Annotated in this window: 14 protein-coding genes; 9 read left to right on the top strand and 5 right to left on the bottom strand. The window is 44.8% G+C overall.

All coding sequences use genetic code 11. The features are described 5' to 3' along the window. Window positions 1-120 precede the first annotated feature (120 nt). The gene (locus AC59GT_RS00270) at window positions 121-2,001 is read left to right on the top strand and encodes an SPFH domain-containing protein (RefSeq protein WP_497235774.1); all 1,881 of its coding nucleotides are present in this window, start codon (window positions 121-123) and stop codon (window positions 1,999-2,001) included. 282 nt (window positions 2,002-2,283) lie between these two features. On the opposite strand, the gene pfkA is transcribed toward AC59GT_RS00270, so the two are convergent. From pfkA to AC59GT_RS00250, 4 genes are all read right to left on the bottom strand, one after another. Continuing rightward, on the bottom strand, window positions 2,284-3,261 hold the full coding sequence (gene pfkA / locus AC59GT_RS00265) for a 6-phosphofructokinase (RefSeq protein ID WP_497235773.1): 978 nt from the start codon (window positions 3,259-3,261) through the stop codon (window positions 2,284-2,286). A 176-nt stretch (window positions 3,262-3,437) separates the two neighbouring features. Next, window positions 3,438-5,174 (bottom strand): protein-disulfide reductase DsbD family protein, encoded by a 1,737-nt coding sequence (locus AC59GT_RS00260; RefSeq protein WP_497235772.1) that lies wholly within the window; start codon window positions 5,172-5,174, stop codon window positions 3,438-3,440. Between the two features lie 17 nt (window positions 5,175-5,191). After that, window positions 5,192-5,644, bottom strand: coding sequence for a protein-disulfide reductase DsbD N-terminal domain-containing protein (locus AC59GT_RS00255; protein ID WP_497235771.1), 453 nt, complete (start codon window positions 5,642-5,644; stop codon window positions 5,192-5,194). After that, window positions 5,641-6,372 carry a biotin--[acetyl-CoA-carboxylase] ligase gene (locus AC59GT_RS00250; protein ID WP_497235770.1) on the bottom strand — a complete coding sequence of 244 codons (732 nt, stop codon included), beginning with the start codon at window positions 6,370-6,372 and terminating at the stop codon, window positions 5,641-5,643. The genes AC59GT_RS00255 and AC59GT_RS00250 overlap by 4 nt, the downstream gene beginning before the upstream one ends. Before the next feature lie 92 nt (window positions 6,373-6,464). Here AC59GT_RS00250 and rsfS point away from each other — a divergent pair, with 92 nt between their 5' ends. The 3 genes from rsfS to AC59GT_RS00235 all read left to right on the top strand — a co-directional run bounded on the left by rsfS (window position 6,465) and on the right by AC59GT_RS00235 (window position 9,746). Further along, the gene (gene rsfS, locus AC59GT_RS00245) at window positions 6,465-6,839 is read left to right on the top strand and encodes a ribosome silencing factor (RefSeq protein WP_497235769.1); all 375 of its coding nucleotides are present in this window, start codon (window positions 6,465-6,467) and stop codon (window positions 6,837-6,839) included. A 58-nt stretch (window positions 6,840-6,897) separates the two neighbouring features. Continuing rightward, the gene (ftsH, locus tag AC59GT_RS00240; RefSeq protein ID WP_497235768.1) at window positions 6,898-9,024 is read left to right on the top strand and encodes an ATP-dependent zinc metalloprotease FtsH; all 2,127 of its coding nucleotides are present in this window, start codon (window positions 6,898-6,900) and stop codon (window positions 9,022-9,024) included. Window positions 9,025-9,107: 83 nt separating this feature from the next. Then, window positions 9,108-9,746, top strand: a complete 639-nt coding sequence (locus AC59GT_RS00235; protein WP_497235767.1) for a LutC/YkgG family protein — start codon at window positions 9,108-9,110, stop codon at window positions 9,744-9,746. Window positions 9,747-9,914: 168 nt separating this feature from the next. On the opposite strand, the gene AC59GT_RS00230 is transcribed toward AC59GT_RS00235, so the two are convergent. Then, the gene (locus AC59GT_RS00230) at window positions 9,915-11,000 is read right to left on the bottom strand and encodes a metallophosphoesterase (RefSeq protein ID WP_497235766.1); all 1,086 of its coding nucleotides are present in this window, start codon (window positions 10,998-11,000) and stop codon (window positions 9,915-9,917) included. A 395-nt stretch (window positions 11,001-11,395) separates the two neighbouring features. Between AC59GT_RS00230 and AC59GT_RS00225 the strand changes: the two genes are divergently transcribed. Genes AC59GT_RS00225 through AC59GT_RS00205 form a run of 5 tightly spaced genes read left to right on the top strand, consistent with a single transcriptional unit; the run spans window position 11,396 to window position 15,021 of the window. Then, window positions 11,396-11,845, top strand: coding sequence for a hypothetical protein (locus AC59GT_RS00225; RefSeq protein WP_497235765.1), 450 nt, complete (start codon window positions 11,396-11,398; stop codon window positions 11,843-11,845). An 18-nt stretch (window positions 11,846-11,863) separates the two neighbouring features. Further along, on the top strand, window positions 11,864-12,511 hold the full coding sequence (locus AC59GT_RS00220) for a hypothetical protein (RefSeq protein ID WP_497235764.1): 648 nt from the start codon (window positions 11,864-11,866) through the stop codon (window positions 12,509-12,511). After that, window positions 12,463-13,314, top strand: a complete 852-nt coding sequence (locus tag AC59GT_RS00215; protein WP_497235763.1) for a sensor histidine kinase — start codon at window positions 12,463-12,465, stop codon at window positions 13,312-13,314. Before AC59GT_RS00220 ends, AC59GT_RS00215 begins: the two co-directional genes overlap by 49 nt. Then, window positions 13,277-13,921: a response regulator transcription factor gene (locus AC59GT_RS00210; protein WP_497235762.1), complete on the top strand. Its 645-nt coding sequence runs from the start codon at window positions 13,277-13,279 to the stop codon at window positions 13,919-13,921. The genes AC59GT_RS00215 and AC59GT_RS00210 overlap by 38 nt, the downstream gene beginning before the upstream one ends. A 29-nt stretch (window positions 13,922-13,950) precedes the next feature. After that, complete coding sequence (locus AC59GT_RS00205; protein WP_497235761.1) at window positions 13,951-15,021, top strand: PA0069 family radical SAM protein; 1,071 nt, start codon at window positions 13,951-13,953, stop codon at window positions 15,019-15,021. Window positions 15,022-15,050 lie beyond the last annotated feature (29 nt).

Here is a 15,050-nt window from a genome sequence, read left to right as displayed (position 1 = left end):
TGTAACAATTACACTGGCCGGCTATCTTATAATCGCTATATAGCCAAGGTCTCATAAAGCTATAAGTTTTTGTGAGGAGCCCGCACCTTAAGGGCCCCGTTAAATCAAATTAATTTCAAAATGTCTGATTCTATCCTCCAATTCTGGTGGGTGCTGCCGCTTGTTGCCGCCCTCCTGGCGTACAAATTTGTACTGCAAGTTTTTTTCGGTATGATCATCGTTCCTGATGCCCGCATTGGTTTGGTTGTTAAAAAATTTACGCTTTATGGCGATAAGCGGTTGCCCGATGGCCGCATTATAGCCATACAGGGCGAGGCCGGTATGCAGGCAAAACCCCTTGCCCCGGGTTTGTACTGGCGCTTATGGCCATGGCAATACACCATTACCATGGAGCACTTTACGGTTATTCCGCAAGACAAACTGGGCCTGGTAAAAGCCAAAGACGGTGCACCTATGGACACCGGTCGCGTATTGGGCAAGCCTGTCGCGTGCGATAAGTTCCAGGATGCGCAGGCTTTCCTGGAAAACAACGGCCAGAAAGGCCCGCAGGCCGCTTTCCTAACACCGGGTAGCTATCGTATTAACACCTTTCTGTTCGAAATAGAAATGGTGCCCATTACCCGTATTCAGGAAAACAAGGTAGGCATTGTAACCACGCTTGACGGCGAGCCGCTTGACAAAGGTGAAATAGCCGGCGGATCTGTTGCAGGGCACCGTAACTACCAGGACCCAATGGCGTTCATTCAATCGGGCGGTAAAAAAGGCTTGCAGGAAGATGTTATACTGGCAGGTACCTATTACCTTAACCCGTGGTTTGCTATTGTTGAACAGGTAGAGATGATACACATCCACATCGGTTACGTGGGCGTGGTAAACTCCTTTGTAGGTCCCGAAGGTACCGATACCAGCGGCATAGGCTTTACTCATGGTAACATTGTTAAGAAATTTCAAAAGGGCGTGTGGGACGAGCCTCTGGATCCCGGTAAACACCCTGTAAACATTTACACCCATACGGTAGAGATTGTACCAACCACCAACATAGTGCTTAATTGGGCAAATAGCCGCACCGAGTCGCATGAGCTGGATAAAAACCTGTGTACCATCAGTGTGCGTTCATCAGATGGTTTTACCTTTAACCTGGATGTGTCACAGATCATCCACATACCGCGCAATGAAGCGCCAAAAGTCATTGCGAGGTTTGGTAACATGAAAAACCTGGTATCGCAGGTGCTTGAGCCTACCATTGCCAACTATTTCCGTAACTCGGCACAAAAGAGCGGTGTTATAGAATTCCTCACCAACCGTTCACAAAGGCAGGAAGACGCCCGTGCACAGATAGGTAAAGTGCTGGCCGACTATAACGTTGAGGGCGTGGACACGCTGATTGGCGACATAGTGCCACCGGAAGCGTTAATGCGTACCCTTACTGACCGTAAGATAGCCGAGCAGGAACGTGTTACCTATGAGATACAAAAGAGCGCACAGATAGAACGTAAAGAATTTGAAAGCGCTAAGGCCGGTGCCGATATGCAGCCGGAGGTTGTAAAATCTACCCGCCAGGTAGAAATAAACACCCAGATGGCGGCTTCAAAAGTGGCTGCCGCGAAGGGTGACGCGGAATCGCGCATTATTAATGCCAAGGCAGATGCGGAAAATAAAACCATTATCGCCAAAGCTGATGCCGAGGCCAAAACCATCAACGCGAAAGCCGATGCCGCTGCAACCGAAGTAAATGGTAATGCGGAAGCTGGTAAGATTAAAGCGGTAGGTTTGGCGGAAGCCGAGGTAACCAAGCAAAAAACCGAAGCGATGGGTACCGAACAATACGCCATAGTACGCGTAGCCGAAGCCCTTGCCAGCAACGGCGTGAAACTGGTACCGGAAATTCTGGTGAGCGGTAAAGACGGCGGCAGCGGCGGTATGATAGATGCCCTTATAGGCAACGAGATGCTGAAGAAACTACAGCGCGAAAGCGAAGCTAAAAAGCCCGAAACCATCTAACGCCTATTTACACGAAGCAAAAAAGAGCGGCTGATCCCATAGATCAGCCGCTCTTTTTTTAGTCCTCAACCAGGCCTAAATTATACCTGTAGTTTATACTATTACTTGCAAATAAAATTTAATATAGCCTGTTTTTTACGTGTGGTTTTTGAAGGTTCCCGCACCAAAATAAAGGCAAAAACCGACAAATTGATGCGTTTAGAAGCCTTTTATTGCAGGTAACTTAAAAGTGTTCAAAATACCCGCGGCACAAAAAAACGTGAACACTTTTGAACACTTGCGCTATATAGACAGTATCTCTACGATCTTTAAAAAGTTAGCGTTTATCTCTACGTTATGCTTGCAGGCATGCTCAAACGAGGTATAAGAAATCTCGTTATGTACGATGCCTATCATCTCATTACGGTGCCCGTCGCGTAACGCTTCTACGGCAGCTACACCTATACGGCTGGCCAATACACGGTCCATACAGGTAGGTTTGCCCCCACGTTGTATGTGCCCCAGTATAGATACGCGGGTATCGTAGTTTGGGAACTTCTCTTTTACATGGTGGCCAATCTCAAAAGCATTGCCGGCTTCTTCGCCTTCTGCTACAATAACAATCTTGGATGATTTATCCTTACGGCCATGCTCCAGCTTGTCCATCAGCGCATTAAGATCACGCTTGGTTTCAGGGATCATAATAGCCTCAGCACCAGAAGCAATACCAGTACGTAGCGCAATTAACCCACAATCGCGGCCCATTACCTCTACAATAAACACCCGGTCGTGAGACTCAGCAGTATCGCGTATTTTATCTACGGCGTCTATAACGGTGTTTATAGCAGTGTCGTAACCAATGGTGAAATCAGTTCCGTACAAATCATTGTCGATGGTACCGGGTAAACCTACAACAGGCACATCAAACTCATTGCCGAATATGCGCGCACCGGTAAATGTACCATCACCACCAATAGCAACAAGGCCGTCAATTTCGTTACGTTTTAGCTGATCGTAAGCCAACCTGCGGCCTTCCGGTGTACGAAATTGCTCACTACGGGCGGTCTTTAATATGGTGCCGCCACGCTGTATAATGTTAGCAACAGATTTGACGTCCATCGGTATGAACTCACCATTTATCATGCCCTCATAGCCACGGCGAATACCAATAACTTCAATGTTATAGTATTGAGCAGAACGCACCACTGCCCTAATGGCAGCATTCATTCCCGGCGCATCGCCGCCTGAAGTAAAAAGTCCTATTTTTTTGATTTGCGTCATTTGCTGGGGAAAACGCTCAATAGCTTATAAATGATTAATTTACCTAACCTTTAAACGCCATTAATCAGCAAGCTGTATAATAAGCATTGGTTAAAAGTCGCGCAAATTTACATTTTTTTGTCAAACCTGACCTGTAGAATTGAGATTGCTTTGAGATTAACTGTTACTTATACAGATTATTTGGCAGCATTGTAAGCTTTGAAGCCGCTATCCAGATAAGAAGTAAAAGTGTTTATATCAGTTGCGCCAACCGGTTCAACCAACTTTTCCCCTTTTTCGTTGATAATGACATAAAATGGCTGCGCATTGGTTTGGTAGTTTTTTATTTCAAAATCCAGCATCTTACCCCCAATAGTAGTAATCTTCTTATGAGTAACATCAGAAGTATACTTATCCGCTTCGGGCAGTTCTGTTTTATCGTCAATAACCATCTGCAGTATAATAAAGTCATTTTGCAAGCGCTTTAATACTCCCGGATCAGGGAACACCTCTTGCTCCATTTTACGGCAGTTCACGCAATTCCACCCCGTAAAATCAATCATTATTGGCTTATGCAGCTGTTTGGATAGCTGCACTGCCTGATCGTAATCGTACCATTCATCGAGGCCTTTTACCTTTGGAAGCCGAGCGAACAATTCTTCGTATTTCTTTTCCTTAATAATACCCAACTGTTCAGAAGTACCCGCAGGTACAGCAGCACCGCCTGCCGAAATATCAAAGTCCTGCGTACTTAAAGGTGGAAGTAAAGCACTAATCGACTTAAGCGGAGCACCCCATAAACCAGGTATCATATAAACAGTAAAAGCAAACGCTGACATTGCAAAGAAGGTTCGCGTAACTGTTAGATGCGCTACATCACTATCATGCGAAAACTTAATCTTTCCGATCAAGTATAAACTTAGCAGTATGCCTATAGCTATCCATACGGAAAGTACAACCTCCCGGTCTATCAAATTCCAGTGATAAGCCAGGTCAACGTTCGATAAAAACTTAAGCGCAAATGCAAGTTCTATAAAGCCAAGCACCACCTTAACCGAGTTAAGCCAACCACCGGATTTCGGCAAGCTTTTTAGCAGCGAAGGGAACATGGCAAAAATGGTGAATGGCAACGCAATGGCTAAAGAAAACCCGAACATTACTACAATAGGGGCCAGCCTTTCTCCCTTTATAAACGCATTTGCCAGCACCCCACCAATTGCTGGGCCTGTGCAGGAAAATGAAACAACAACCAAAGTTGCAGCCATAAAAAATATACCAGCCAAGCCCCCTTTATCAGAGTTTTGATCAAGCTTGTTGGCAAGTGAACTTGGTAATGTTATTTCAAATGCACCGAGGAATGATACCCCAAATACAACCAGCATCAAAAAGAAAAAGAAATTAAAAATTCCGTTGGTAGCTAGACCATTAAGGGCAGCGGGTCCGAATATTAATGTTATAATCAGGCCAAAGAATACATAGATAAAAATGATAGATAAGCCGTACAAACAAGACTGCCAGATAGCCTTTGCTCGGGTACCGCCTTTTTTAGTGAAAAAACTAACGGTAAGCGGCAGCATAGGATAAACGCAAGGCAGTAAAAACGCAGCAAAACCACCTAAAAAGCCTATAATAAACAACTGCCACAAGCTTTTAGGCATTTCCACGCCGGAAGCTGTACTTGCTGCCGAACCTGGTTTTTGCACCTTAGTTACTGCTTCACTCGCCGCATTACTAAAGCTATCCTTCTTAGCATTATCCTTATTCAAGCTTATGCTATCGGATGCGGTTGGTATATCGGTAAAATTAAGTCCGGCAGTATCAGCTGCTTTTTGCTGAGCAAATGCCGCATTTGGGACAAATGACCCAAGTAAAATGATTACCGATAGAAATAATAATGCTTTACGCAACAGGTTGCGGCTGCCGTGTGCCTTCATCAATAGTATGCTAAATGTTATTTACCTAAAGGAATGGAAAACTCTACCTCTTCCGGCGGAAGGCACTTAGAATTATTACAAACCATGTACTCCAACTTACCTTTTACAGCAGCGGCCTTTGCAGATTTCAATTTTACCTTTTGCTGGAATACTACGGAGTTCTCAAAATAACCAACATTCATCCCGAAAACTTTCTCGAACTTAGATATAGGGGCTGGCTCGATAGTTTTACCTACCGGTGTGTATTCTTTGGAAGGGCTGAAAGTAAAGCTGGTTTTCACCGGTCCACCATCCTTAACCGTTTGGGAGTAGATATGCCAGTCCTTATCAATGGTTGCTTTCAGGTATACCACAGCTTCGGTCGCGCTAACCTTCTTGGCCGCATAAGACCACCTAACCGGATTTTCAATCTGTGCTTTAGCTCCAAATGCCATTAGAACGGCTATAACCGCTAACAATAATTTCTTCATTTGTCTTTATTTAAAAATTCTATCTCTTTTAAGTTATAAAGCTTCTCTTCACCGTTGCTTAGTACAACCAGTTGCCCTATAACCGTTACTCCGGTTATTTCGCCGGTAAAAACCTGGTTGTTTGACCTGAATAGATGCTGTTCGTTTAAACGGTATAAGCAAGCCAAATACTTTTCTCTTATCAAGTTTACGTTTCCGGCTTTCAGTTTAAGGTACCAGCCCTCTATATGGCTGCAAATTTGCGATAATATCTGCTGCAAATCATAATCCCTTTGTAATATCTGGCAAATGGAGATAGGAGCGCCTGACTCAACAGGAAAGTTATCCTGATTAACATTTATGCCAATGCCAACAACCGAACTCTTGATTTGTCCGCCTTGTATCATATTTTCAATCAGCATTCCGCCTAGTTTCCTGTCGCCAAAATAAATATCATTTGGCCATTTTATCTTTAATCTGTCACGCAACAAGGGGTATAAAGCGTCATAAACACCTAAACTGATTGCTTTTGTAAGGTCAAACTGTTGTTGTGGAGATATAAAAGATGGTTTAAGCAATAAGCTAAAGGTAAGATTCTTGCCCGGCTGAGCATGCCAAACGTTATTTTGCTGACCGCGGCCAGCAAACTGGGTGTCTGCCATAATGACTGTCCCCTCGGGTACTGGCTTGGAATTTGACAGCATATCTTTTAGGTAATTGTTGGTAGAGTCAACTTCTTTAAGTGACACTAAATTTTGTCCAACAAATAATCCTGAAAATATGTTATTTTGCAACGTATAATAAATTAAAAACCGAAATCGTTCAAAACTAAATCTTTTTGATGGTAAAAAGTAAAGTGATAAATGAATCCACTTACATATCTGAATTGGCTATACACGGCATGCAGGAAAAAAAGGGGAACGAACTCGTAAGGCTCGACCTGCGAAATATTAAAAGCTCGGTGGCAGATTATTTTGTGATTTGCCATGCCGATTCTGCCACACAAGTTAAAGCAATAGCAAACAGCGTAGAAGACGAGATCTTTAAAGCTATACAAACAGAACCATGGCGCAAAGAAGGCCTGGAGTACGGTGAGTGGATATTGCTGGATTATGTTGACGTGGTAGTACATGTCTTCAGGACCGATAAACGTGAGTATTACGGTGTTGAAGACCTTTGGGGTGATGCTGAAATTAAAAGCTTCAAAAGCGCTTAATAAGCTCGTAAATATATACCTCTAAAATTATTGATTGACTGAATGAGCTTATATCGAAATGAAAGATAAAGACACTAAGGCCGACGGCCAAAAACCTATACGGAAAATCTCCAATAAAAAGATCAGTCCGAAACCTCCGAAATTTAACTTGATGTGGCTGTATGCCATTGCTATTTTAGGCTTACTTGTTGTACCAACTTTATTAGGCGGAAACAGCGGCAAACCTATCGACTTTCAGCGGTTTAGCAACGATATGCTGAAAAAGCATGACGTATCTAAAATTATTGCCTACAAAAACGGCGACCTTGTAGTAGCAGAAGTTTACATTAAAAAAGACAGCCTAAGCAAGCCGGAATACGCCGATGCTAATAAGAACCAGCGCGGATTGAGCATGGCATCAGACGGGCCTCAGTATTACTTTACCGATGCTTCTTACGAAAGCCTTAAACAGTCAATCACTAATGCTGAGAAAGACGTTCCGGATGCGATGAAAACGCCTATCCAGTACGAGCAAGGCAAAGAAAACCTGTTAAGCAACTGGCTGGTACAGTGCATTATAATGGCCGTATTGCTGGTTGGCGTTTGGTTGTTTATTATGCGGAGAATGGGCAGCGGTGGTGGTGGCGGCCCGGGCGGCCAGATATTTAATATCGGTAAGTCGAAAGCTACCCTGTTTGATAAAGAAGCGCAAGTATCTGTAACCTTTAACGATGTTGCCGGCTTGGAAGAAGCCAAGCAAGAGGTGATGGAAATTGTCGACTTCCTTAAAAATCCTAAGAAATACACCAATCTGGGTGGTAAAATTCCTAAAGGCGCATTGCTGGTAGGTTCTCCGGGTACAGGTAAAACGTTGCTTGCTAAGGCTGTAGCAGGCGAAGCACAGGTACCATTCTTCTCTCTGTCAGGTTCAGACTTTGTGGAGATGTTTGTTGGTGTGGGTGCTTCTCGTGTGCGTGACCTGTTCCGCCAGGCTAAAGATAAGGCACCATGTATCATTTTTATAGATGAGATTGATGCTATCGGTCGTGCCCGTGGTAAAAACAACATTGTGGGTGGTAACGACGAGCGTGAGAACACCCTGAACCAGTTGCTGGTAGAAATGGATGGTTTTGGTACCGATTCCGGTATTATTATCCTTGCTGCAACCAACCGCCCCGATGTACTAGACTCTGCTTTGCTTCGTCCCGGTCGTTTTGACAGGCAGGTGTCTATTGACAAACCAGATTTGGTTGGTCGTGAGCAGATATTTAAAGTGCATTTAAAGCCAGTTAAATTAGCTGATGGTGTTGATGCGAAAAAGCTATCTGCACAAACCCCGGGCTTTGCAGGTGCTGAGATAGCAAATGTTTGTAACGAAGCCGCATTGATAGCTGCACGTAAGAACAAGGAAGCTGTTGACATGCAGGATTTTCAAGATGCTATTGACCGCGTGATTGGCGGTTTGGAGAAAAAGAACAAGATCATATCTCCCGAAGAAAAACGTATTGTAGCTTACCACGAAGCGGGTCATGCTATCGCAGGCTGGTTCCTGGAGCATGCAGATCCATTGGTGAAAGTGTCAATAGTGCCGCGTGGTGTAGCAGCATTGGGCTACGCTCAATACCTGCCTAAAGAACAGTTCCTTTACACCACAGAGCAACTGCTTGACGGTATGTGCATGACTATGGGCGGCCGTGTTGCTGAGGACATTGTGTTCGGAAAAATATCAACCGGGGCACAAAATGACCTGGAGCGTATTACTAAACTTGGTTATGCCATGGTGACTATATACGGTATGAACGAGAAAGTTGGTAATGTATCTTTCAACGATACACAGGGCGAGTACCAATTCAATAAGCCATACTCTGAGAAGACTTCTGAGCTAATTGATAACGAGGTTCGTAACCTGATCAATGATGTTTATGCGCGTACCAAGCAATTGCTTACAGACAAGCGTGAGGGTTTAGAGAAGCTGGCTAACAAGCTGATTGAAAAAGAGATCCTGTTCCAGTCGGACCTGGAAGAGTTACTGGGTAAACGCCCGTTTGATAATCGTACCACTTACGACGAGTTTGTAAACGGAGAAGGCGAATCAAACCAAGACCCGGTTGCGCAAAACTTAGTGCATGAAGGTGTCGGGGATCACTCAGGTACCTTTAGCAGGAACCCGGGCGAAGGCAGCGAGCCAAGCACAGCTACAGAATAAGATCCGAATCGAGATCTAAGGTCTAAAGTTATAAGCTCAATTACGTTGACTTATGACTTTAGACTTTTTACTTTTGACTAACTATGAGGGATATCACAACATCGAAAGAAAAACTGCTTAAAAAGGTGCGCAAAGCCCTTTTAGAGAAGCGTGATAACCCTTACCCAAACCTGGAAGAATTGCCCATGTATCCTCCTGCAGAGGACATATTAGAGGTAATATTTGCCGAACAGTTTACAGCAGTAAGTGGTCAATTTGTGTTTTGCGAAGACGAAGTGCAGTTTATAGAAAACCTGCTTGAACTAGCCGAAGAGCGCAAGTGGCACAAGATATACTGCTGGGAACCAGCACTGCAACAACTACTTGCTACTTACGAGTACCCTTACTTTGAAACCGACAAGAACTTTGACCAGGCTGACGTTGGCTTTACTTTGTGCGAGGCCTTAATATCCCGCAATGGCAGTATCCTGCTCTCTAACGGCAATGCTGCAGGGCGACGTTTAAGTATCTATCCACCAGTGCACATTGTACTGGCTTACACCTCCCAAATGGTGCTTGACGTTAAGGACGGCCTTAAACTGATCAAGCAAAAGTACGGGCCGAATATCCCTTCCATGATTACTAATGTGACAGGGCCGAGCCGAACTGCCGACATCGAAAAAACCCTTGTTTTAGGTGCCCACGGGCCAAAAGAACTGTTCGTGTTCCTGCTGGACGGGTAATTGCGAAATACCTTTAGTTTTCACACTCAGGCACTCATTTCTAGCATTTAAGTAAGTTCAGGCAGACAAAAATCTGCAAAAGCCACACTTTTTTTAAACATGATGTTTTACAAATAGGCAGGCATTTAACCATCCTGTAACAAACCAGAAAGGTAAGCTCATGGCAGTTTATATTGTGAGCTCACCAAGCTTGCACTCCTCCAAAACAAGCCTTTCGCTTTGCTTATTTTTGTAACTCCATTTAATAAGCCGGATACCACCATCAGCAATCTCAATGCCGGTGATATCGCCATCATCAAAGCAGCAGCAGCCGGTATTAAAGTAAGTGTCCAAATAGCCATTAAAGTTGGGCTGGTCGCCGGCCTTCAGATGTAAGGCTATTATCTTCTTTTCCAGCACAGCTGCCTTCTCCAGATTGTTAGCGGCTTTGGCATCTTCCAGATTGCTGTATAATATTTCCAGCTGAGTTAGCGAGCGGAACACTGGTTGATGGGTGTGCCCGGTTATCAGCAGCATTTCTTTCCGCTGGGCGCTCCACTCGTACATAATACGGTTGTGGTCGGTTTTAAGCTGATTACTAAATGCCGGTGTATTAGGGTTTATTTCCAGGTAAGCCTGAAGGGGCCCCCATATGTTCGACACAAACCATTTGCTGAACCAGTTGCCATCGCTTTGCAGGTCGCCCTGGTGGCCGTGGGTCATAAATATAGATAGCGGTTTATTGTTTACCGTTGTTTGCAGCAAGGCACCTTCATATATCCTGATGGCTGTCCCGTAAATCTGCGTGAGGCTTACCGCAGCAAGCGGGTCGTTACCCCAGTACAAATCGTGATTGCCAAATATCTTCACAAACCTGTCTGCGTCAATAAATAGCTTCTCTTTCTCAAATGTAGCCTTATTGTGCCGCTTAACCGTTAGGAATATGTTTCCCCATAACTCCTCGCTATCGCCAAGGTTAATGTAAAAATAGTTTTGTTGATAATAATAGTCCAGCGCGTTGAGGTAATTGCCGGCAGCTTTGGCAAACATGTCTGCACCGTCTCGGGCACCCTTGTGCTGATCCGAAAGTATGATAAACTTGTCGCGCATGGGATCAAAAGGAATAACCGGTCCCTTCTTTCCGTCGTTTGTGGATATGTTCTGATGAAGCTCATCAAGCGCCTTGTTCACCCTTCCCTTATCAGGGCGGGAAGAATACTTATCGGCCAGCCGGGCAATAGGTTTATAAAGCAATTTTTGCAAAAAACGGCGCATTGCTGGTTAACATGCAAAAGCCGGATTTGTTGGTAGGTAGATGCAGGGCGTACGCCTTGAGGATTTTGGAAGGGGCGTGGGGAGCTTGCGCCCCCCTGAACCGAACCTTCCTCCCTAAATTCCCCCGAAGTAGGGATTTTTTCTAACGTGTAGTTTGAGCGAACCGTACGTTTTAAACACATTTCTTAAGCCTTGTTGTACAACCCGGCTTACGATCAACTATTTATCTGTGTAACAAATATAGCCCGGCAATACCCGTAAGCAAAGCAGGATAGCACCCAAACGGGCAGGTACTTTAACGTGTAAAATACCGTGAAAACACGGGTGGTTCTTTTACTCCGAATATGTATAAATTGGGGGTGATTAATTTTTCACTCAATCTAAATTCCCTAATTATGTCACAAGAACGCCCGGTTACCCCCGATCCCAAGTGGGTTTCAAAAGCTAAGATCAAACAGCTTTCTCAAAATTTTTTTAAACGCCTCCAGGTAGACGATGGCAGTGGCCATCGCCCAATGAGCTGCGATGATCCCCGCGATCCCAAGAAAAATGATACACGGTCTGTGTACTTTAAAAAAGCCGATCTGGATGCGCTTTTCGCAGCCAACCCCGGCAGCGACGGATTAAAGATCTACTTCGGCATGCACCATCCCGACATCTTCAACCCGGGCGGAACGCTTGATCCCAACTATCACCACAAGATGATGGTTGTGCTGGTGTCAACAACAAACGAGGTAGATAATTTGCACGACAAAAGCGATACGGAAGCTCTTGCGCTGGCAGGCACGGGCGATGGTTTGGACAGTGGAAAATTATGTCCACCCAGTCGCGATTGCGGCTCTTAATACTGTATATTAGTGGCAATGCTTGAGCAGATATACATTTTTTTTGAGCTACTGTCATTCATAGTGGCAGTAGCTCTGTATCCAAAGTATAAGCATACGCCTTATAAATACCTGCTACCATATCTTTTCCTGGTTCTGGTTTATGAATACGGTACAATAAGCCACTGGTTCGCTATCAATCATCGCAACCTTTACATTGCCAACATTTCATGGAACATCTTTTTCGCGGTATTTGGTTTTTTGTTAACCCGGTTAACACGTACGCCGGCATTTAAAAAATGGATGCGGTTTGCGGTAGTAATTACGCTTGCCCTTTCGCTACTAAACGAGGCTTTTTTTCAGGGTTTTTGGGACCTCGATTCCTATACAATCCTGCTGCAGTTTATTGTTATAATCGTTTTTAACGGGCTGTTTTTCTACGAGCTGATGCACTATGCAAACGAACAACTTTCTGTAACAAGCATACCCGGGTTTTGGTTAAACACCGGGTTGCTTTTCTTTTGCCTCGCCAATTTTTTGTTTTACGCGTCCTTTGCAATCATGGCGTACAGTGGCGACCCAAATTATCTGCTTCTATTCCAGGTTATCGTTAACATTGCAATTGCTATATTGTACTCATGTTTAACAGCAGTCTTCTTATGCTTCAGGAAGAGATCAGCCCGATAAGTATCATTATAGCGGGTACTATTATGCTGTTGCTGCTGGGGATGTTTATTGTTAGCTTCCTGTTTTTTTATCAGCGCAGGCACAATGCAAACATTGCGGCCCGGGAACAATTAAAGTCGGCGTTCAAGCAGGAACTTCTTCAATCGCAGGTAGAAATGCAGGAACAGACCCTTAATTACGTAAGCAGGGAAATACATGATAATATTACCCAGGTACTATCCTTTGTTAAAATGAACCTGGCCATTAAAGGTAATTTAAGTGATGAGGATAAAAGCCGCAAGGTTGACGAGAGCCGCAAACTGGTATCACAAGCCATTACAGACCTGCGAGATTTATCTAAAAGCCTGAGCTTTGAGCACATTGCCCAGCTTGGCCTGGTTAAAACCATCAGCATAGAGGCAGACCGACTGAACAAAAGTGGCTTGATGGAAGCAACGCTTACAGTTAGTGGCAGCCCCGTAAGCCTGGGCGATCAGCGGGAGCTGGTTATTTTCCGAATCTTCCAGGAAGCGCTCAACAACAGTCTTAAGCACTCCGGTGCAAGTCAGCTAAAAATTGGCTTGCAGTATTCTGAACATTTGTTTAATTTAACCATCGCTGATGATGGTGCCGGGTTTACTGTTGATACGTTGAAAGATGGCGGATCTGGCCTCAGAAATATGCAAAACAGAGCAGCCTTGATAGGTGGCGCTGCACAAATAAGCAGCGCGCCTGGTGAGGGTTGTTGTATTACAATTACTATTGACCCCCTCTTACAACAACAATATGCCAACGACGGAAGCTATTCAAATAGTTTTAGTTGATGACCACCGCTTATTTCGCAGCGGCCTTGTGTCATTAATCAGCAGTCTTGGTGGCTACCAAATACTTTTTGAGGCTGCAAACGGCGAAGAGCTTACCCGCAAAATATCTCCGCAATTAAAACCTGATATAATTTTATTGGACATAAACATGCCGGTGATGGATGGTGTAGAAACCGCGCAGTGGTTAAAAGCCAATTACCCCGAGGTTTGCGTTATAGTACTATCCATGTTTGAGGATGCCGAAAAGGTGCTTACCATGGTAAAGCTGGGCGTTAAGGGTTATCTGCTTAAGGACTCTGAACCTTACGAGTTTGAGCACGCGTTGCGCAAAGTTTCGCAAGGCGAACTGTATTACCCCGAATTTGTTACCCGCCATATTGTAAACAGTTTTAATAAGAACGCGAACGAAATTAAACTGAACAGCCGCGAACTGGAGTTTTTAAAACTTGCCGGTACCGAACTTACCTACAAAGAGATTGCCGACCAGATGTGCATCAGCGCGCGCACAGTAGACGGCTACCGCGACCAGCTTTTTGAAAAACTGCAGATAAAAAGCCGCGTAGGCCTTGTGCTATACGCTATTAAAAATAACCTGGTACAGTTGTAATTTGCTAATTATTTTAGCAAATTTGCTGTATGTCGCATGAGGATAACCCGGAGTTTTTTAAGGGTAGAGGGGCCCAGGTAAATACACACAACCGCTTTTTAAAAAGTAAGTATGTTTTAGAACACCCCGAAGGGTTGGACGAACAACTGCTGGAAAATACCACTACACAGCTTTTTGAGGAAACACCAAAGAAAATTGTAAGCGAAAGCAACAGCCCGGACCTGAGCCATTTCTTTTCTATCAATCCTTACCAGGGTTGCGAACACGGGTGTATATACTGCTACGCGCGCAATAGCCACGAGTATTTTGGCTTTAGTGCCGGGCTTGATTTTGAACGCAAGATAATTGTAAAGCGAAACGCCCCGGAGTTGCTGGAGACGTATTTTAACCGCCGCGGTTACCAACCGGTGCCCATTGTACTATCAGGCAATACAGACTGCTACCAGCCTATAGAACGCAAACTAAAGATAACTCGTGCGCTACTGGAGGTGTTCCTTAAATACCGCAACCCGGTAAGCATTATCACCAAGAACAACCTGGTGCTCCGCGATATGGATATTCTGTCGCAGATGGCAAAGATGAAACTGGCGCATGTTAATGTTTCGCTAAATTCCCTTAACGAACAGCTACGCCAAAAACTGGAGCCACGTACCGTTACGGCAACCGGCAGGCTGGCCGTTATACAGCGCCTCTCTGAGGCAGGCATCCCTGTGCGCATTATGGTAGCACCTATTATACCGGGGCTAAATAGCAACGAGGTGCCCGACATTATAAAGGCCGCTGCCGACCGTGGTGCCGTATCGGCAGGGTTCACTATTGTAAGGCTTAACGGTGCCATAGCCGAAATATTTACCGACTGGGTGCACAAGGCCTTCCCCGACCGCGCCGAAAAGGTGCTGAACATGATTAAGGCCTGCCATGGTGGCAACTTAAACGACAGCGACTTTGGCCGGCGCATGAGCGGCAGCGGGCCAATAGCCAACTCCATCCATCAAATGTACCGGATGGCATGTACGCGTTTTCTAGCCGGTCGCGACATGCCGGAGTATGACCTCAGCTTGTTTACGCCTAAAAATGGCAAGCAGACAAGTATGTTTTGATAAAAGGTTTAGCTACCTTTAGTTAAACC

This window comes from Mucilaginibacter sp. 320_HR, assembly GCF_059691875.1.
The sequence above is the reverse complement of the archived record's forward strand: the minus strand, read 5'-3'. Positions and strand labels throughout refer to the sequence as shown.